This window comes from Pedobacter kyonggii (genome assembly GCF_004310665.1).
In the GTDB taxonomy this organism is placed as follows: domain Bacteria; phylum Bacteroidota; class Bacteroidia; order Sphingobacteriales; family Sphingobacteriaceae; genus Pedobacter; species Pedobacter kyonggii.
Window position 1 is genome coordinate 137,553 of record NZ_SIXF01000012.1, and the last position, 20,407, is coordinate 157,959.

Consider the following 20,407-nt stretch of genomic DNA (forward strand, 5'->3'; position numbering starts at 1 on the left):
TTTAAAACTGTTGTTATGAAAAATTTAAAATCAAGATACATAGGTTATGCATTTCTACTTACAATAGTAGCTTTTTCAAGCGCTTGTAAAAAGGAGTACTTAAATCCTAATGCGGCTACGGCTGATGATGTATTAACCTCGGCAAAAGGTTTAACAGGCGTTACGGTAGGTTTACAGAAAAACTATTCGACAACCCGGGCTGGAATCCTGTATGCGACTATTACACTGAATGGCTTAACTACAAATGAGTTGATATCCATTAATACAGGTAATACCAATGAAGAAAGATTAGTGATTGGAGGTGTACAGGTTGATGGTACCAATTCGGTATTGCTAAATGTTTGGGCTGGTGCCAATAAAATTATCTACGATGCTGATAACGTGATTAATAATGCCGCTAATCTTCCGGATAAAAACTATGCAGCGGGTTTAATAGCTTACGCAAGTATTTTTAAAGCCTTGGCTGTGGGTAATTTATCAGCGTATTGGGAAAAGGTTCCAGCCGGGACAGGTCAAAACGTTACCTTCATGAGTCGTGTTGATGGTTATAATAAAGCAATTGCGACCATTGACAATGCATTGGCGGTAATTGCAGCAAACTCAATAAGTACATCATTTTTAGGTAACATTCCATCAGGAGTAGACATTTCCAGTACTTTAAATGCTCTCAAAGCGCGTTATGCTTTATTCGCCGGAAACTATGCCTTAGCGTTAACTGCTGCAAATACAGTTGATTTGACTAAAAAATCGACATTTACATACGATGCATTAAATTTGAACCCGATTTTTGAGATTGCTACCTCTACCAATAATGTAATTCAACCTAAGAATATAAATTTAGGGCAGACCGGCGCTAATATTCCAGATGCAGGCGATGCCAGGATCCCATTTTATACTACAATTAATACAACTGTACGTATTAATGGTTTTGGTGCCGGAACTTTTACCCAGTTTCCCATTTATCTGCCAGGCGAAATGACATTGATTAAAGCAGAGGCCTATGCTCGTCAAGCTACACCGAACTTAACTTCATCGCTTACTGAGCTGAACAAGATTGTAACCAAAACTGCTGCCACTGACCCTTTTGGCGTTGGGGCGGCACTGCCGGCACTAACTGGTCCTTATACACAGCAACAGCTTTTAGACCTGATTTACAAACACCGTTGTATTGAGCTCTTTATGTCGGGTCTAAAACTCGAAGATATGAGAAGATTTAACCAGCCTTTAGCCGATCGCAAACGTAATTTTTTTCCTTATCCTTTTGCAGAAAGAGACAACAATACCAATACCCCTGCAGATCCTACTTTCTAGCAGATATATAAAAGTCCCGATCTTTGTCGGGACTTTTTTATAAAATATTTAGCTCTTTAGCGCGATAACGGGCTAAAGATTCATGTCCTACTTCTAGCTCTGTTATCAAATAACTAATGCTCTCTATTGGGCAAACCCTTAATCTCAAAGCAATATCCAGCTTCTCGGAAATGCAGAGCACGGCCGTTTTTTTTGCACAACTCAACATGGCTTTTTTAAGTTGGTTAATTTCCCAGTAAGTATCCGTTAAGCCTTCATCTGGGTGGATGGCGCTGGTTCCCATCAGGCATAAATCGGCCTTAATTTCTGATAACTGTGTAATTACTTGTCCGCCGTAGGTAACCTGCGAATTTTTAGAAAACAAGCCTCCAATCAAAATCACTTCGATATTATTGTATTTAGCAAGTTCTACTGCAACCAGCGGACTAATGGTGAAAAATGTAGCAGATAAACCCTGTGGAAGCCGTTTCACAAATTCTAAAATCGTTGTTCCCCCTCCGGTTAAAACTACCATGCCATCTTTTATCAACTGAACGGCTTTTTTGCCAATCGCAATTTTGCTATCTCTGGCATAAACCGTACTATCATCAAAAGAGCTGTGGTATGATTTAGATAAAGCACCTCCATGAACCTTATAAAGCAGGTTTTCATCAACAAGTTCCTGTAAATCTCTTCTGATGGTATCTTCCGAAACATTGAGCAATTGTACCAGATCTGATGTGAGTACCCTGTTGTGCAGGTTAATTTGGCGCATAATGAAGTCGTGGCGTTCTTTTTTCAGCATAAGTAGTGTCTGGTTTTAAAACGAATGTATAAAAGATTTTTAGATTTTTTAAATATTGCGTGTTTTTGCTTGTTTTTGCAATAAAATATTGTTTAGTAGCTTTATAAATCTTTGCTATTTGTTTTTTTTATCAAAAACATTCATCATATTTACTATAACTAACATCAATACTGCGTGAATATGCGTGTTTGATAAACCAGAAAACAAATTTTTATTCCTTTTTAACCAACTTTCTTATTAATTAATTATGAAGAAAAAACTAGTCTTTAGTTTTATCGGTATGATTATGCTGAGTGCACAGATTTTTGCGCAACAGCTAACGGTTACCGGTAAGGTCAGCTCTGTTGACGGCCCCATCCCTGGTGTTACCATTCGGGTAAAAGGGAGTACCATCGTATCGCAATCCAACGGCGATGGAAATTATGCTATTAAAGCATTAAAAACCGATGTACTAATATTCTCCTATGTCGGATACAAAAGCGCCGAACGAACTGTATCGGGCAATACAATCATTAACGTTAATCTTTCTGCTGATGCTAGCTACCTTAACGAGGTTGTAGTTACTGCCTATGGGATTGACCGCGATGTTAAATCATTAGGTTATTCTACCCCGAAGGTTTCTGGTACTGAGGTAGCCGAAACACAGAGGAACGATTTTTTTGGAGGCCTACAAGGCCGTGTTCCTGGTTTATCCATTAATAGTACCAATGGAAACCCAGGAGCCTCTGCGCAGATTGTTTTACGTGGATTTGTATCCATCAGTGGCGATAATAATGCCTTGATTGTTGTAGATGGTGTGCCAATTAACAACAGTACCTTAAACCAAACAAGAGAACTTGTTTCGGGCGCGGCGAACAGAGATCAGGATTATTCTAACCGGGGGATGGACATCAACCCAAACGATATTGAAAGTTATGTGATTATGAAAGGCCCTGAGGCCACGGCCCTGTATGGAAGTGCCGGAGCAAGTGGTGCGATCTTAATTACCACCAAAAAAGGAAAAGCCGGTCGTGGAAGCATTAATTATAACAACTCGTTTAGGGTAGAACAGTTAAATAAATTTCCAGAGATACAAACAAAGTATAATTCAGGGCTTTCTAACGGCGTTTACAATGGCGGTTCCTCTAATTTTTTTGGACCGGCATTTTTACCAAGTACACCACTTTACGATAACATCCATAATTTTTTTGAAACGGGTTTTACACAAAAGCACAATTTATCTTTTGAGGGCGGAACTGAGCAGTTTTCTTATCGCTGGTCTAACGAATACACTGATACTAAAGGAACAATCCCTACAACAGGTTATACCAGATTTTCATCGCGGGTTACCGCTGTTGGTACCATCTCGCCGGCACTAAAATTAACAACCACTTTCAATTACATCAATTCTAATAACGACAAGGCCAATAAAGGTGCTAATGGATCTTTACTTCAGTTAATGCGGTTTAGTTCTGCTTATGATGTGCAAAATTATCAGGATGCCAATGGAAATAGAATTTTGCACCTGGCAAATATATATTCGGAATTTGATAACCCGCTTTGGGATGTTGTTAAAAATGTGAACAACGATAAAGTTAACAGGTTAATTGCCAATACAAATGTGGAATTAAAACCAACTAAATGGTTAAGGATTAATGGAATTATCGGTGCCGATATTGCCAATACGAAAGGATTGTCGGTATACCACGCCCAATCTTACCGTGGTTCGGGTTCTGCCGCGGCCCCAACAGGAGGAACGGTAATGACCTATAATCAATTGACCAAAGTATTCAATGGATCATTAACTGCCAGTGCCAAGCATAAATTTGGCGATTTTAACAATACCTATGTTATTGGTGCCACCTTTAATAATTATAACTCGACCACCGATTCTCAGCGTGGGACGAACATGTATGATCCCAATTTTTACAGTATAAACAATACTTTGCCTACCACGCAGCGTACCTTAACTTATGTAAACCGTTACCGTACGGTTGGTGTTTTTGCACAGGCCATTTTGGGTTATAAAACTTTATTGTATTTGACTTTATCTGGCCGGGTTGACGGTGCTTCGCGTTTGATGCCCAATAATCCATATTTTGCCTATCCATCAGCGAGTTTGGCCTTTAACTTTACCGATCTGGCCTCCGTTAAAACGGCACTGCCTTGGTTGGATAATGGCAAGCTGAGAGCCTCTTATGCGCTAACAGGTAAAGAGCCATGGAGAGAATATTCTACAGGTACAAACTATGAGGCCAAAAGATTTACGGGTGGAGGTTATGCCTATTCGTATTATGGCGGTAATCCCAACTTAAAACCAGAGGTATCGGAGAACTTTGAAATCGGTACTGAAATGCAGTTCCTGAAAAACCGGATCGGACTAGATTTTAACTATTACAACCTGTTAAGTAAAGATCAGATCATTAACCCGCGTTTAAGCTATGGTACTGGTTTCGTATTAGAGATGATGAATGGCGGTACGGTACGTAACCGTGGTATTGAAGTACAGCTAACAGGTAATCCAATAAAAGGGAAAGATTTTAACTGGAACACCACGTTTAATTTTACCCGCAACCGAGGTGTGGTACTATCGCTGGCAAATGAACTTCCAGAGCTTTACGAATCTGATACCTGGGTAGTTGGCGAAATCAGAAGTGCAGTTCATCCGGGTTACAGTACCGGTGCAATCAGTGGAACCAGGTTTGATCGAAACAATAGGGGTGATATCTTGATTAATACCTCATCTGGCTTGCCAACAAGCTCAGATACACAGTATTATCCTCTTGGAGACAGAAACCCGAAATTTACATTGGGTTTTGTGAACAGGTTTAGCTACAAGAGCTTTAATCTCTCTTTCTTATGGGATTTAAGATACGGTGGTGATGTGGTTAATGGTACTGAATACGACTCTTATAGAAAGGGAATTAGTTTGAAAACTTTAGATAGGGAAGTGCCTCGTGTAATTAAGGGAGTTCTGGCAGACGGATTGCAAAACACAGCCAACCCTACGGTTAATACGATTGCTGTAACACCTTTTTATGCTTCGAATTACTACTCTTTAAACGTTTCGCCAGAGATGTTTGTAGAAAGGAATATCAAGACCCTCCGTTTGAGGGATGTTACCCTGGCATACGATTTTCCCCCATCACTGGTTAAGCGAATCGGATTTATCCAGAGTTTTGGTGCATTTTTTACCTTAACCGACTCTATACTCATTACCAATTACTCAGGTGGCGATCCAGAGAGTAATGCAAACTCGCCAGGTGTTGGTGGAATTGGTGGTTACGGAATTGATTATGGTAATGTAGGTAAACCGATAGGTTTTAATGTTGGATTTAGGGTTAAATTATAGTGAATAACATGAAAAGATTATATAAATTATATATTGCTGCGGCAGTATTATTAATGGCCGGAGGGTGTAAAAAATACCTCGATATTAATACAAATCCTGCAGTGCCTCAAACCAGTAAGGCAGAACTGCTGCTTCCTCCGATTTTATTTCAGATGACAAACGGAACCTCACAGGATTACCGGTTTATTTGGAAAATTACACAAAATCTTATTGGAGCATCCACCGATGATGGATCTATTGCTTTTGAAAAACACACTTTCGTGCGTTCGAGCGATAATGGGGGGGTAATATGGAGAATGACATATGTTGATTTGGGTTTGAACCTGGAAAATTTAATTAATGATGCTGTTGCCAATCAAAAATATGAGTATGCTGCAATTGGTTATGCCATTAAGGCCTGGGCCTACCAACAAACAACAGATTTGTACGGGCCGATCATTTTGGATGAGGCTTTCACCCCGGGGATGTTAAAATTCCCTTACCGTGATCAGCCAGAAGTATATGCAAAAGTGCGTTACTATTGCGAACAGTCGCTTAAGTATTCTACAATGAAAAGCCCACTCAACTACGCAACGCAATTGGCCAGTGTTACCGGTGATGGGATTTATAAAGGAGATATGGCTAAGTGGAGAAAATTTGTGTATGCAATTTATGCATTACAGTACAGTCATCTGGTAAATAAACCAGAGTTTAAAACCATGTACGCCGATAGTGTTGTTAAATACACCAATTTATCTTTTGCCAACGAAACAGAATCTGCAACAGTTTATTTCTCTGCAGCAAGTACTGATGATACCAATCCATTTGGCCCAACCTTAGGCTATATCAATCCATCTGGTACAACATCTACTTACTATGGCCGTATTTCGACCACAATCTTAAACTATCTTGCCGGTGGGGTGAGGGGAGTGCCTACCACAAATCCAACAAGTTCACTCGATCCACGGTTGAGTAGGATGCTGCCGGCAAGTACAGCTGCAGCTACTTTGGGCAGGTATATAGCCGGCGTTCCAACCCAGGGAAGCAGTACATCTGGTCTTCCTATTGTTTTCGGGAGCATCCCGGCAGGGGCTAATACCTACAGCGGAAAATATATTTTTGCCGATGCAGCAAGATACCCAATTATGACCTATTCGCAATTACAGTTTACTAAAGCAGAAGCGTTGTTTTTACAAGGAAAAACTGCCGATGCTTTAGTTGCATACAGAGCAGGTATATCGGGGCACATGATTTTTTGCAATACCTATGGCAGGGCTTCTAAAACGCCCGACCCTTTGATAACTGATGCCGAAATTAACAGTTATTTGAGCTCAAAGGAAGTGGCGCAAACCCCTGATTCATTATCTCTTGCCGACATTATGGGCCAGAAATATATCGCACAATGGGGATGGGCAGGTTTAGAACAATGGTCTGACATCAGGAAACACCACTACAGTGCAGCAGTATTCAGGCAGTTCTATCAAATTCCAGCTGCCGATCTTCTTTTGGGAGGTAAATATGCCTACCGTTTCAGGCCACGGTACAATTCTGAATATGTTTGGAATGCCGAAGAACTACGTAAGTGGGGCGGGCTAGAGGTTGATTATATGACCAAAGAAACCTGGTTTAGCCAGCCATAATTTTATTAATTTAAAAAATATCAAGATGAAAATATTTTCTAACTTATTTGTAGGCCTGTTTATTGCAACGGCTTTAGCTGGCTGCACCAAAAATGTGCTCGATTATGGTGAAACAGAAAAATTAACCAACGATCAGGCTTTATTAAAAGTGAACTATGCCTCTTATTATTATAACAACAGGGCAATAGCCATTAAAATTAACGATAAAAGAGTGAGCAGTGTAATTACCGCCCGTACGCCATTTCCTGGTGGCGGTTATAATACCGGGGGGAGTTCTACTGCTGATTTTCTGGCTGTAAGCCCGGGAAATCTAAAGCTATCAATCATTCTTCCTAAAAAGAGAGACGATGGCACTGATTCACTTGTGTTGTACAGCACAACCTTTCAGATAGAAGCAGGTAAAAACTATGTTGCCCATATTACCGATACCGCCGCAAACACCAAAAACGTTTTAACCCAGGAAAGTTTTATCAGACCGGATACGGCCTATTGTAAATACCGTTTCATTAACCTCATGCCAAATGTGCCATCAGTAGATTTGTATTATGGAACAAGTGCAACGGATAATACGAAAGACTCGCTTATTGCAGGTAATGTAAATTATTTAAACATTAGCAACGAGATTACACTAAGGTCTGCACAATCGAAAACCTGGAAAATCAGACCGGCTGGAGCGGCCATTACAAGCGCAACAGTTCTGGCCAATTATACCAGTGCAAGTACATTTTTAAACAAAAGGGTTTATACCATTTTTGCAAGTGGCTATAGTGGCATTACAACTGCACCGCGCAGACCTTATGTATCATTCTTTTTGATCAGATAAATTGAATCACATGATTATTAAAGCCAACCCTTAGCGGTTGGCTTTTTCATTTTCCGGAGTTTTTTCTTGGTAAGAAAATAAATACTTGTAATGCAATAACTGCTTCATAATCAGTTATTGCGCTTTTTTGCGTGTTTATGCGGTAATATAGCTGTTGCAAACCTAAATTTGTTTTTTTTAATCAAATAAATAATGATATTTACTTAAATATTGCTGTTTTATGCGGTATTAAGACTAAACTACAAAACAATTCTAAACTTACGTTTATGAAAAAAAAACTACTATTAATTTTTCTTGGTATGTTTTTGTTGCTGGCCCATGCCATTGCGCAACAAACTACCATTACGGGTAAGGTCACATCTGAGGATGGACCAATACCCGGTGTTTCCATTAGGGTTAAGGGAAGCACTACCGTTGCGCAATCAAATGCAGATGGAAATTATTCTATTAATGCGGCTAATGGCAGCATACTGGTATTTTCGTATATTGGGTATGTAACGGCAGAAAGAACCGTTGGTGCAGCTAAAACAATCAACATCAGTCTAAAAACAGACGCTCAGGGATTAGATGATATCGTTGTTGTGGGCTATGGAACTCAGCGTAAAGGCAATCTAACCGGAGCAGTTTCTACCATTGATGTAAAAAAGACTTTGGAGGGCAGGCCAATCGCCGATGTGGGTAGAGCACTACAAGGTGCCGCATCTGGTTTAAGCGTAACTGTTCCCAGTGGAGAGATTGGTTCTGATCCAGTGATCAAAATTAGAGGGCAATTGGCATCATTTGTTGGTGGAAATTCACCGTTGATTTTATTGGATAATGTAGAGATTCCAAGCATCCAATTGGTTAATCCAAATGATATTGCCTCTATTACCATTTTGAAAGATGCTGCTGCAGCATCTATTTATGGTGCTAAAGCCGCTTTCGGTGTGGTATTAATCACTACTAAACAAGGCTCGGGATCTGATAAGCCATCAATCAATTATTCAAATAACTTTTCTTTCCAAAACGTTTGGAAAGACTTAAAAATGGCTGACGTAAATGGTTTAAAATATACAGTTGATGCTGCAGAACGTGTTGGTGTGACAACACCAGTTGGCGCATTTTATTACGTAGACAGAGCAAGCTATGAAAAGGCCGTTGCCTGGAAAGAAAAGTATGGCAGCACCATCGGCCCTGACGACCCGACCATATTCGGCAGAGACTGGTACGTTCAGGGAGCTAACCAGAAAATGGGTGTTAGAACTTACGATCCGTATGACTATATGATTAAAGAATGGGCGCCTACCCAACAACATAACCTATCCGTTGGTGGTACAACCGGGAAAACATCTTATAATATCGGACTTGCATTGCTTGATCAGAGTGGAATGTTAAAGCCGGCAAAAGAAGATCGTTTTACACGCTACAATGCTTCATTTAAAATTTCAAGTGAAATCAACAAATACCTTACCATCCGCGGGGGCGCATTATATTCACGGAGAAATAAACAATATGCTTATACCACCAGCTCTACAACAGCCGATCCATGGTTGTATTTATATCGTTGGAGTTCCTTGTACCCATTGGGCAAGGATGAGAATGGAGATGCCATCCGCAGTCCTGAAAGTGAAGTGGCTTCTGCAAATACTGCTAATATATTGTTAAATTATGCCAATGTAAATTTGGGATCTACCGTTAATATCTTAAAAAACTGGAAAGTAGATTTTGATTATACTTTTACCAACCAGAACGAAGATTGGAAAAGACCGGGCACAAGATTTACTGCAAGAAACTCATGGGTAGCGCCTAAAGCGCGTTTAGATGCAAGTGGTGCCCCTGTTTATGTAAACGATCAGGGCCAAGTGGTATCGAGCACCACGGCTGGTGCAATTGCGGCCTATGATCTATCTATGGATATGTATACCACACCTGGGTCAAACCCCGATCATTTTGCCAGATCTGCTACAAGCTATTTTAGCCATACCATTAATGCTTTTACTACTTATAGTTTAAACCTTAAGGAAAACCACGATTTTAAATTTATTTTGGGTTTAAACCGGGTTACTTCTACTGCTGAATCCCAGTTTGGTCAAATCACCAATTTAAGCGATATCATTAACCCACAGTTTAGATTCGGTACCGGACTTCAAACCGTACTTCCAACTAGCACAGTGATGGGCATTATTCCTGGTGGGATTAACATTCCTGGATCAGATAAAAGGTGGGAAGCACAATTGGGATATTTTGGTCGTATAAATTATGCTTTTAAAAACAAATACCTTATTGAAGGTAACTTGCGTTACGATGGTTCTTCTAAATTCCCAACCGATTTGCAGTGGAGGTGGTTTCCTTCGTTCTCGGCAGGTTGGGTTGCCAGTGAAGAAAGTTTTATGGCCTGGACTAAGCCAGTTCTGAATCAGTTAAAATTCAGGGGGTCCTGGGGTTCAATAGGCGATCAGACCGTACCAAACAACTTATACATTCCAACTATGCCAAGCGGACAATCGAGTTGGATCGGTGCAAACGGTGCCAAAGTGAATTATGTAGGCACACCTGATGCAATTAAAGAGGCAATTCAATGGCAGGATATTGTAACTACCAATATAGGGCTAGACGCAACACTTTTAAATAATAAGGTAAATCTTTCTTTTGATGTTTTTCAAAGAAACACCAATAATATGATTGTGCCACAGGAAGGCATCCCTTTTACTTTTGGTGCCGGGGCGCCACAGGGGAATTTTGGTGCCCTGCAAACGAAAGGGTGGGAATTGACCTTAGATTTTAACCACAGGTTTAAAAATGGCTTAGGCATAAACTTTAAAGGAAATATATCCGATGCTAAAACAAAGCTAACCGAGTATGGTTCTGGAACGCAAGTGCTTAACAATTATAATGGAAAAGATATTGGCGAAATTTGGGGTTACCGTACCGATAGATTGTATCAAACAAGTGATTTCGAGTTAGATGGCTCGGGTAAACCAATCATAATTACTTTAACCAGTGCGGAAAGTAAGTTAAACGCAGGTAAACAAGCTTATAAACTAAAAGCCGGACCAAATGGCGAAAAACCAGTTTACCAACCATTTTTACAAAATTCAGCTAACTTCCGTTTTGGTCCTGGTGATGTTAAGTTTAAAGATATTAATGGTGATGGGGAAATCAGCAATGGAGATGGCACATTGGCCAACCATGGCGATTTAGAGGTAATCGGAAATTCTAATCCGAGCTACGAATATGGTTTTAGGTTAGGTGCCGATTTTAAAGGCGTTGATATCAGTGCATTTTTCCAGGGCGTGGGTAGCCGTAAAATTTGGGGTGCTGGATTTTTAGCTATCCCAGGCTTTAACTCTGCTGATGGTGCCATGCCCGAAGCTATTGCAGGAAACTATTGGACACCGCAAACCCCGAATGCTTTTTACCCTGCTGCTTATAACAATGCAGCAAGCGGAACCACCAATAACATGCAGGTTCAAGATCGCTATCTGTTAAATATGGCCTACTTAAGATTGAAAAACTTAACCGTTGGTTATACTTTCCCACAGATGTTGACCAAAAAAGTAGGTATCAGCTCGCTTAGGGTATATACTGCATTAGAGAATTTCTTTACCTGGGATCATTTGGGTGATCTGCCTATCGATCCGGAGAGTGTTAGCGGCTATTCGATCTGGGACCAATCAAATTATAACAGCGGCCGTACGGGCACCGGAATCCCAGCCTTTAAGAGTGTTTCTTTTGGTGTTCAGTTGAATTTTTAAAAATTAAGAAGATGAAATATTTTAAATACATATATGGTTTGCCGGTTATGGCCTGCCTACTTCTGGTGTCTTGTAATAAGGATGTTTTAGACCGTCTGCCCTTAACTTCTTATATTGATGGACAATATTGGCGTGGTGAAGATGATATCCGCATGTATGCCAACAGCTACTATCCGAACTATTTTAACGGTTATAGTACTGGTTTTGGAGTTGATTATACACCGGTTAGGGGTTATACTTTCTCTGATGATTTAACAGGTAAAAATGTTCAGATTAACTTTGAAAGTAGTGTGCCTACTACAAGAGGTTCTGTTTCTGAAGCAGCTGATTGGTTGGGTACCTATGCTGGTCCAACTTGGGATTTTGCCTGGATCAGAAAATCGAATGTAATGCTTGCCCGTTTAAACGACGTGGCTAAGCCTAAAATTACTACTGAAGCCTATAACCACTGGACAGCAGTTGCCCGTTTTTTTAGAGGTTTTGAATACAGTCGTTTAGTCAGTGTTTTTGGCGATGTGCCCTATTTTGACAAAGAACTTTCAGATACCGATCTTGCTGCTTTATATAAAGATAGAGATGCCCGGGGAGTGGTTATGGATAAAGTATATGATGACTTTAAATTTGTGATGGCCAACATGCGCGAAAATGATGGGGCTCAGTTTTTAAATAAATACATTGCTGCCGCTTTTATCTCAAGATTCATGTTATTTGAAGGAACTTATGAGCATTACCATGGTTTAGATGCGGCAAGGGCAAAAAAATATTTAGAATTTGCCGTTGAGGCAGGTGATTATGTGATCAATAGCAACAAATATAGTTTCGGGCGCGATTTTAAATCATTGTTCTCTAGCGATAATCTGGCCGGACATCCGGAAGTATTGCTATACAGAACTTATGATGCTGCTTTAGCCGTAACACACAGTATCGGTTCTTATCAAAATGGAACCGAAGTTGTAGGGGTTGATGCAAATCTGGTTTTAATCAAATCTTTTCTACTTAATGATGGCAAAGTATGGCAAAAATCTTCGGTTACAGGTGCGAATTCATTTACAATTGCCGATCTGGTAAAAACAAGAGATCCGCGTTTCGAAGCTTCGTTTTATGATAAAGCCCTCGTTCCGTCGGCAACATTGCTTTACGGTTATAAATTTGCCTCAAGAGAAGCATTAACCTACATCGGTAAAACTTATCCGGCAGCCTGGGGCAGCAATACCAACACGAGCGATGCACCTGTAATGAGGTTAGCAGAAGTAGCGCTAAATTGGATTGAAGCCAAAGCCGTATTAGCTCAGTATTTTGGCGGTACAGCTGTAACGCAGGTTGATTTAAACAAATCAGTAAATGCAATCAGAAACCGGCCTTTAGATGCTGCAGCAACTGCAAAAGGGGTATTAAAAACAGCTGCATTAACGTTAGGCGAACTTCCTGTTGATCCGGCTAAAGATGCCGATGTTCCTGATCTGATCTGGGAAATCCGCAGGGAGCGCCGCATGGAGTTTGTGTTTGAGCATACCCGGTTGTTGGATTTAAAACGCTGGAAAAAATTAAACAATATGAATTTTGGTATCAATCCTGATTACTTTTTGGGACCATGGGTTAATGTACAAGCTGAAGCACCAAGTTATTTAACTCCTGCAAATGCAACTGCCAGAAATGTTAAAGTTAAAAAAGAGGATGGTACAATTATAACCTACAATGGTACAAACGCTGCAGATATGATTGGTTATTGGATGGTTACCAATGCAACCAATAGGAATGCATTTACAGATAGGGCTTATTTAGCCCCAGTAGGGCAGGCGCAGATTATTCAATATCAGGAAAAGGGCTATAAACTTACGCAAACCGTAGGTTGGTAGTGCTTTAGATAATCTTTGAATTTATAACCTCCTCAAGCTCTAGTAGCTGAGGAGGTTATTTATTTTAGCTATTTTGTTTTCAGCCACACCACTTTACCATCCATTGTACTCGCCAGTATGTTTTTGCTGTCGATCACATTTACGGTATTGATCATGGAGTTATCTATTTTATGTGCCCAAACGGTGCTTTGTTGTTTAGGGTCGATGGCATAAATCACACCGTTTTTTGTTCCAAAAAATACCTTTCCGTCTTTCTCTATCAACATGGATGGTACGTGCTCATAACCAAAGCCCACGTTATATCGCCAAAGTACACCCGGATCTAGTGCCTGCGCTTTATAAGCTACGATTTCATCCTGCATGGTTTTACCATAAATGATGCTACTGTCTGCAGATTGGCCGATCGACTCGCGAACCGTTGCTTCTTTGTTGCGCCAAAGTGTGCTGCCATTGTTTGCATCAATAGCTGTTAAATAGCGGTCAGGGGCTGCGATGTACACAATGCCGTTATAGGCAACAGGCGTTACCATAGCTGGCGAAAACATTCTGTTGCCCTGGCCATTATTCCATTCCCATAACAAGTTCCCGGTATTAATATCAAGTGCGTATAGATGTCTTCCCCAGGAACCAAAAATAATTTTGCCCTGATAAATTAGTGGTTTGCACACAACCGTACCTTCTACTTCTTTAAATGACCATATTTCTTTTCCGGTTTTGATATCCAATGCCCTGAAGGTATTGTCGCTGCCACCTATATACACGTGTTGCCCCCTAACCACTGGCGAGCCCAGCACCGAATTGGTTGTTTCTTTGTGCCAGATTTCCTTTCCTGTTTTTGCACTTAATGCGTAAATAGTGCCATCGCCTGAACCGAAGATAACCATATTGTCAACAGCAACTGGTGATGAATAGATCGCGCCTTTGGTTTTAAATGTCCATACTTTCTTTCCAGTATTCTTGTTTAAGGCCTCAACGAAACCTAAACTGTTTCCAAAAATAACATGGTTAGATGCGCAGGTTGGTGTATTCACTACATTTGCGTTAGAGTGGTAAGTCCAAACTTCTTTCGTGCCTGCATATTTGTTGTTGATGGCAAAATCAGGGCGATTATATTTTTTTGAATCGGCCCGGAAAGTTTTTAGTGCAATTTTTCGCCATACCGGAAGAATATCCTGGGTTGGTTTTTTAACCTGAAAAAATGCACTATCCTTGGTCATCGTTACAATGTTGTACCCACCAATACTATCCTTTGCCCTTAGATTAGAGCGCCCCATTGTGGCTTCAATACCTTCAAAATTATAAGGATGGTTATTGTGTCCATGGCCACAAATGGCATATTGGATATTATATTTCTTTAACTCGTCTGTTGCTTCGTACCAATTATCCAAACTGTTATCCAATGGGTAGTGGTTGGCAAAAATAATGGGCATATTTTTAGGTGTTGCTTTAAGCACACTGTCAAGCCAAACGGTAGCATCTCTTGGGATGTGCCCGTCGCTCATCCTTACATAAGGCCCCGATGCGCAGGCAATAAAACGGTAACCATTATGGTCGAAAATAAATTTATCACTGCCAAACTCTTTGATGAAATTTACACCACCTGATTCTGACCATCCTGTATCGTGGTTCCCTGGGATAATGTGGTATGGTTTATTTAATTTCGAAAGAACCTCTTTAGCTAGCTTAAGCTCATTATTGGTGCCCATTTCGGTGATATCGCCAGTAATGATCACAAAATCGATGTCTTTTAACCCGTTTAGATCTGCAACGGTTCTTGTTAGGTCTTCTTCTCCTGTTGATGAACCGACGTGGGTGTCAGTTACAAAAGCATATTTAAAATTTTGGGCTTTTACAGAGAGCGATAACAGAACAGCAAACAGTAAAATAATGGGATATTTCATTTTATTTTTCCTTAAATTGTTTTACTATAAAAATCGATAATTTTTAGGGCTTAAACAGGGCTGTAATGCCAATTTTACATATTAATAAATGTACAGCAAGAGGTTAAGAAATAGTTTTTTCTGTTGCTAAAAAGAAGTAAACAAAAAAGGCGGCCATTGGCCGCCTCTTACTCGTTCTGTTGTAAAAAATTACAAAATTTTAAATCCTAAACTCAATTGAAACAAATTAGGTTTTTGGCTGTATTTTTCACTTTTACTGATGTTGGATAAACCAGCTTCGTAGCGTAAATCAACCGAAATATTACCCACATCTACACCAGCGCCTGCCTGTAAGCCCAGTGCCTGGTTTTTGTAGTTGTCGAAATCGGTTGCTTGCTGATAAGCAGAGCTAAAAGAAGAATTTTCATCCAGAATAAATGAAATAACCGGACCAGCCATTAAGCGGAAGTTTAAATTTTTAGCACCAAATTTTGTTCCCAATAAAACAGGAACATCTAAAGTGGTAAATTTTACTTTTCCTTCAGCTGCAACTTCATTCCCATTATCTTGCGTAATGCTGATAAACTTGTTGCCTTTACTGCCAATGTAAGCCTCTGGTTGCACATAAAAACTAGCGCCACCAATGCGTGCCCAGGCACCGATCTGATAACCTAAGCGGTTTTCTTCACTTGCAAAATCTGCATTTAACTTGGCTAAGTTTACACCCGCTTTAATACCAAGGTTAAACGTTTGTGCCTTTGATGTTGCCCAACCTAAGGTTAGGAAAACAATAGAGAAGATGATTTTTTTCATGTTGTTTAATTTGTTTTTTTAAGGGTTATAAAACCATAAACGATCAATGATACATGCCATGGTTTCATTTTTAAAATTTGTGTTAAACGGTTTTTATATCCGATTAGGTTTTATAACGCGCTTTTAACACAATTATCGTGCAAAAAGAATCCGCGAATCTCCACTTTTTTTGTCACATCACATAAAAAGGTATTAACCTGAGCAAATATTTTTTACTTTTGCATCAAATAAAATATGCCATGGCTAATTTTCAACTTACTTCAGAAACTGCATTTAAAGTAAAAACCAAGTTCTTAAGGAAATATCGCGATCTGGCGAACGAGCCTTTAGATTTTACGCCAGGCAAGGAAGATCAGCTAATTGAAGATTTAATGCGTTTGGTAAAACGCGACCGTACCTACATCGAATTTACCATTCAAAAAGCACTTGCCGATACCAAGGGTAACAGACTTTAGTAAATCTTTCCTTTGGTTTTCATGCTCTTCTTTTTAGCGTAACGCTTAATTTACGCATAGCCCAAATAAGCTGTTTTTAATATTTATCGGTTTTTGTACATTTACGTTTGTACTTAATCGATAATAATCTTCCAAAAAGAGCAGTATTTCATTTAACTTGCCCTTCGGAATTAAAAATATAAGGGAATGAAGAAACTAAAATATAGTCTTTTAGCAGCTGGCTTAGGCGTGGCTGTTCTGTCTTTTTCATTTAAAGAAGATTTATTCCTCGTATCTAAAAATCTGGATATTTTTGCTTCGCTCTATAAAGAAATCAATATCAATTATGTTGATGACACCAATGCCCCCCAATTAATGAAAACGGGGATTGATGCCATGTTGGATAGTTTAGATCCCTATACCGAATATGTTCCAGAATCAGAGATTGAAGATTACAAACTGAAATATGTGAGCACTCAATATGGAGGCATTGGTGCAGGTACTGTTTTTATTGATGGCAAACTGTTTATCAATGAAGTAAGCGAAGGTTATCCTGCAAATAAAAGTGATATTAAAGCCGGCGATCAGGTGGTGAGCATCAATGGGATTGCAATAAAAGGAAAAGACCGTCAAGAAATTAGTCAGTTGTTACGCGGTCCGAAAGGAACACCGGTAGATTTATTGGTGATCAGAGATGGAAAAGAAATCACTAAAAAAGTTGTCCGTGATGAAATAAAACAGCCTAACGTTTCTTACTCAGGAATGGTTGGCGATGGCATCGGTTACATCAAACTCGATAAATTTCTTGAAAATTCCGGACAGGAAGTTAAAGATGCACTGTTGGCTATTCAAAAAGAAAATCCAAAAGGTGTGGTTTTAGATTTGAGAAACAACGGCGGAGGTATTCTGCAGGAAGCGGTTAAAATTGTGAACCTCTTTGTGAATAAAGATCAGCTTATTGTAACCCAAAAAGGCAAAAATGTAGAGAAAACCATTGCCTATAAAACACTTTTAACCCCAGTTTCTACCTCAGTTCCGTTAGTAGTGCTTGTAAATGGAAATTCGGCCTCAGCCTCAGAGATTGTTGCAGGTTCTTTACAGGATTTAGATCGTGCCATTGTAATTGGGCAACGTAGTTACGGCAAAGGCTTGGTTCAGCAAACTTTCAACCTGCCCTATAACAGCTTGGTTAAAGTAACTGTGGCAAAATATTATACACCATCAGGCAGGTGCATCCAAAAATTAGATTATGCGCATAAAAATGCAGATGGTATTGCCGAGCGTTTTGCCGATTCGACTATGGTAATGTACCAAACCAAAGCAGGAAGAAACGTGTACAGTGGTAATGGCGTTTATCCCGATATCGTGGTAGATGCCATAAAGCTCAGTCCGATTACCATTTCAATGCTTAATAAAAACCTTTTCTTTAACTACGCAAATCAATACAGGAAAGAAAAACCAAGTCTGGCATCAGCCAAAACTTTCCAGTTATCTGATGTGGATTATGCTGCATTTTCTGGCAGTTTGGCCGATAAAGATTTAACCTACCTCAGCCGTACCGAAAGATTGCTTTCCGATTTACGTTTAGAGGCCGAAAAGGAAAATAAATCTGCTGAAGTAAAAACCGATCTCGAGAACCTTAAATATAAACTTACCTCTTCTAAAAAAACTGATCTGGTTAGGCATAAAGCAGAAATAAAAAGAGTTTTAGAAACACAGATCGTAAGCCGATATTTTTATGAAAAAGGAAGAATTGAGCAGAGTTTCCAGTACGATAAAGAATTGGCTGCGGCAAAAAACCTTTTTACCAACCAATCGCAGATCCTGGCCATTTTAAAAGGCGATGGAAATTACAAAGTAATAGGTAAGCCAGTTAAAGCGCTTGCTGTTGTTGATTAGTAGGTTGACTACAAAATAAATAGCAAATTTTTCAACTTTGCCTGGTTAGAAAGCAAGATATCTGTTTATATACTTTTTGTTTTACTTAACTTAAGACAACTGCACCTAAATTTGGTTTTTAATGTGGAATCTTAAGTTTTAATGGAAAAAGCTTAAGCCCTATTAGCTTAAAGGTTGATTAACGTGAATAAATGATTAATTTCAAATTCTAATCAAATCGAAAATATTCGCATGAAAAAAATACTGCTTTTGTGTTTCTTTGGCTTTATAGCATTCAATGTTTCTGCCCAAACTTACAGCCCATCTCCATCAAATATCGAAAGCCGTAAATGGTTTAATGATGCACGTTTTGGCCTGTTTATCCACTGGGGGCCTTTTAGTATACCAGGGAGCGGCGAATGGGTAATGAATGAACGAAAGTTGAATGTTCATAATTATACCAACCTTAAAGATTTTTTTAACCCTGTTGAGTTTAATGCCGAACAATGGGTGAGCATGGCGAAGAATGCCGGAATGAAATACATTACGCTGATTACCAGGCACCATGATGGTTTTAGCATGTGGGATACCAAATATTCTGATTTCAATATCATGAATACGCCCTACAAAAAAGATATTGTAAAAATGATGGCCGATGAGTGCCACAAGCAGGGCATAAAACTGTACCTGTATTATTCGCTGTTAGATTGGCGCAGAGAAGACTATCCCCACGAAACTGGCCGTACCGGGCAGAACTCAGGTAGGACTGGTAAAGGCGATTATGCAAGTTATCTGCAGTTTATGAAAAACCAGTTAACCGAGCTATTGACCAATTATGGCGAAATAGGAGGAATCTGGTTTGACGGGCATTGGGATCAGACTGCACCAGAAGGATCAAAAGACAGAACATCGCGGATTGATTGGAAATACAATGAAATTTATGGTTTAATCCATAAACTTCAACCGCAGTGTATGATCGGTAACAACCACCACCTTTCGCCCTTTGCCGGAGAAGATTTTCAGATGTTCGAACGCGATCTTCCTGGTGAGAATAAATCAGGCTTAAGTTTTCAAAAGGCATCAGATAAACTGCCACTCGAAACCTGCGAAACCATTTCAAATTCGTGGGGATATAATTTGAGTGATACTTATTACAAATCGAATAAAGAACTGGTGCATATGTTGGTTAAAGCCGCAAGTTTAGGTTCCAATCTTTTATTGAACATCGGGCCAATGCCGAGTGGTAAAATCCAACCAGAGTTTCAAGACCGATTAGCTGGTTTGGGCGATTGGCTTAGAGTATATGGCGAAAGCATTTATGGTACTAAAGCAGGATTTATAAAACCACAGGCCTGGGGAAGCATTACGCAAAGCGATAAGAAAGTTTACGTCCACATTGTAGATGGAAAAACCACTACGCTTAACTTAGAGAACCTTCCGCTAAAGAAAATCAAAAAGGCATATTTACTGAAAGATAAAAGTCCGGTAAACTATACCTTTAAAAAATCAACATTAAACATTACTACAACTTTAAATAGTGCAGATCCCGATCAGGTAATTGTTTTGGAGATTGGCTAAGAGGTCGATTATGTATGTTGTCATCCTGAATGCAGTGAAGGATCTTTTGATTTCAATAAAAGAGTGTCATCCGATAGCTCCTAAAATCCGCATGTCTGTCGTAATCTGAATATTACTAAGTTCTAAAAATGAATATCACCTGATTTTATTCCGCGATAATTATATTTATAGGCGGAAGTTCATTTTTGATTGGCATTTCTGAACAGATTTGGGGTCGAAATTTTATTTTAGGCATAAAAATGAAATAGACATCCCCTCCTGGCTATATTTCAGGTAACATATTAGCGCTAAGTATTTCTTTTAGTGATCCTGATGCTATGGGTAGCTATGATCTATTGAGTAAATTCTTAATTTCAGCTGTCTGCC

12 protein-coding genes are annotated in these 20,407 nt (G+C 39.5%); 9 read left to right on the top strand and 3 right to left on the bottom strand.

From position 1 onward, the window contains the following. Positions 1-15: 15 nt before the first annotated feature. Positions 16-1,311, top strand: a complete 1,296-nt coding sequence (locus EYS08_RS14025) for a RagB/SusD family nutrient uptake outer membrane protein (RefSeq protein WP_131030628.1) — start codon at positions 16-18, stop codon at positions 1,309-1,311. 37 nt (positions 1,312-1,348) lie between these two features. Here EYS08_RS14025 and EYS08_RS14030 read toward each other — a convergent pair whose 3' ends face one another. Next, the gene (locus EYS08_RS14030; RefSeq protein WP_131030629.1) at positions 1,349-2,095 is read right to left on the bottom strand and encodes a DeoR/GlpR family DNA-binding transcription regulator; all 747 of its coding nucleotides are present in this window, start codon (positions 2,093-2,095) and stop codon (positions 1,349-1,351) included. Positions 2,096-2,342: 247 nt separating this feature from the next. Here EYS08_RS14030 and EYS08_RS14035 point away from each other — a divergent pair, with 247 nt between their 5' ends. From EYS08_RS14035 to EYS08_RS14055, 5 genes are all read left to right on the top strand, one after another. Continuing rightward, positions 2,343-5,426, top strand: coding sequence for a SusC/RagA family TonB-linked outer membrane protein (locus EYS08_RS14035; protein ID WP_131030630.1), 3,084 nt, complete (start codon positions 2,343-2,345; stop codon positions 5,424-5,426). Between the two features lie 8 nt (positions 5,427-5,434). Further along, the gene (locus EYS08_RS14040; RefSeq protein WP_131030631.1) at positions 5,435-7,045 is read left to right on the top strand and encodes a SusD/RagB family nutrient-binding outer membrane lipoprotein; all 1,611 of its coding nucleotides are present in this window, start codon (positions 5,435-5,437) and stop codon (positions 7,043-7,045) included. Positions 7,046-7,070: 25 nt separating this feature from the next. Then, positions 7,071-7,868 carry a DUF4397 domain-containing protein gene (locus EYS08_RS14045; protein ID WP_131030632.1) on the top strand — a complete coding sequence of 266 codons (798 nt, stop codon included), beginning with the start codon at positions 7,071-7,073 and terminating at the stop codon, positions 7,866-7,868. A 266-nt stretch (positions 7,869-8,134) separates the two neighbouring features. Further along, complete coding sequence (locus tag EYS08_RS14050) at positions 8,135-11,602, top strand: SusC/RagA family TonB-linked outer membrane protein (RefSeq protein WP_131030633.1); 3,468 nt, start codon at positions 8,135-8,137, stop codon at positions 11,600-11,602. A gap of 11 nt (positions 11,603-11,613) precedes the next feature. Continuing rightward, positions 11,614-13,458 carry a RagB/SusD family nutrient uptake outer membrane protein gene (locus EYS08_RS14055; RefSeq protein WP_131030634.1) on the top strand — a complete coding sequence of 615 codons (1,845 nt, stop codon included), beginning with the start codon at positions 11,614-11,616 and terminating at the stop codon, positions 13,456-13,458. Between the two features lie 68 nt (positions 13,459-13,526). Here EYS08_RS14055 and EYS08_RS14060 read toward each other — a convergent pair whose 3' ends face one another. Together EYS08_RS14060 and EYS08_RS14065 are read right to left on the bottom strand one after the other, a co-directional pair. Further along, on the bottom strand, positions 13,527-15,359 hold the full coding sequence (locus tag EYS08_RS14060; RefSeq protein WP_131030635.1) for an outer membrane protein assembly factor BamB family protein: 1,833 nt from the start codon (positions 15,357-15,359) through the stop codon (positions 13,527-13,529). Positions 15,360-15,548: 189 nt separating this feature from the next. Further along, positions 15,549-16,151: a porin family protein gene (locus tag EYS08_RS14065; RefSeq protein ID WP_131030636.1), complete on the bottom strand. Its 603-nt coding sequence runs from the start codon at positions 16,149-16,151 to the stop codon at positions 15,549-15,551. Between the two features lie 239 nt (positions 16,152-16,390). Here EYS08_RS14065 and EYS08_RS14070 point away from each other — a divergent pair, with 239 nt between their 5' ends. From EYS08_RS14070 to EYS08_RS14080, 3 genes are all read left to right on the top strand, one after another. Further along, on the top strand, positions 16,391-16,606 hold the full coding sequence (locus EYS08_RS14070; protein WP_029280579.1) for a hypothetical protein: 216 nt from the start codon (positions 16,391-16,393) through the stop codon (positions 16,604-16,606). Positions 16,607-16,792: 186 nt separating this feature from the next. Continuing rightward, positions 16,793-18,484 carry a S41 family peptidase gene (locus tag EYS08_RS14075; protein ID WP_131030637.1) on the top strand — a complete coding sequence of 564 codons (1,692 nt, stop codon included), beginning with the start codon at positions 16,793-16,795 and terminating at the stop codon, positions 18,482-18,484. Between the two features lie 231 nt (positions 18,485-18,715). Beyond that, on the top strand, positions 18,716-20,041 hold the full coding sequence (locus tag EYS08_RS14080; protein WP_131030638.1) for an alpha-L-fucosidase: 1,326 nt from the start codon (positions 18,716-18,718) through the stop codon (positions 20,039-20,041). The last annotated feature ends 366 nt before the right edge of the window (positions 20,042-20,407 follow it).

Excerpts from the sequence above, each read along its gene's own strand:
- EYS08_RS14070 (WP_029280579.1), top strand. The coding sequence starts at position 16,391 with ATGGCTAATTTTCAACTTACTTCAGAAACTGCATTTAAAGTAAAAACC.
- EYS08_RS14055 (WP_131030634.1), top strand. The coding sequence starts at position 11,614 with ATGAAATATTTTAAATACATATATGGTTTGCCGGTTATGGCCTGCCTA.
- EYS08_RS14025 (WP_131030628.1), top strand. The coding sequence starts at position 16 with ATGAAAAATTTAAAATCAAGATACATAGGTTATGCATTTCTACTTACA.
- EYS08_RS14080 (WP_131030638.1), top strand. The coding sequence starts at position 18,716 with ATGAAAAAAATACTGCTTTTGTGTTTCTTTGGCTTTATAGCATTCAAT.
- EYS08_RS14035 (WP_131030630.1), top strand. The coding sequence starts at position 2,343 with ATGAAGAAAAAACTAGTCTTTAGTTTTATCGGTATGATTATGCTGAGT.
- EYS08_RS14065 (WP_131030636.1), bottom strand. The coding sequence starts at position 16,151 with ATGAAAAAAATCATCTTCTCTATTGTTTTCCTAACCTTAGGTTGGGCA.
- EYS08_RS14075 (WP_131030637.1), top strand. The coding sequence starts at position 16,793 with ATGAAGAAACTAAAATATAGTCTTTTAGCAGCTGGCTTAGGCGTGGCT.
- EYS08_RS14040 (WP_131030631.1), top strand. The coding sequence starts at position 5,435 with ATGAAAAGATTATATAAATTATATATTGCTGCGGCAGTATTATTAATG.
- EYS08_RS14045 (WP_131030632.1), top strand. The coding sequence starts at position 7,071 with ATGAAAATATTTTCTAACTTATTTGTAGGCCTGTTTATTGCAACGGCT.
- EYS08_RS14060 (WP_131030635.1), bottom strand. The coding sequence starts at position 15,359 with ATGAAATATCCCATTATTTTACTGTTTGCTGTTCTGTTATCGCTCTCT.
- EYS08_RS14050 (WP_131030633.1), top strand. The coding sequence starts at position 8,135 with ATGAAAAAAAAACTACTATTAATTTTTCTTGGTATGTTTTTGTTGCTG.
- EYS08_RS14030 (WP_131030629.1), bottom strand. The coding sequence starts at position 2,095 with ATGCTGAAAAAAGAACGCCACGACTTCATTATGCGCCAAATTAACCTG.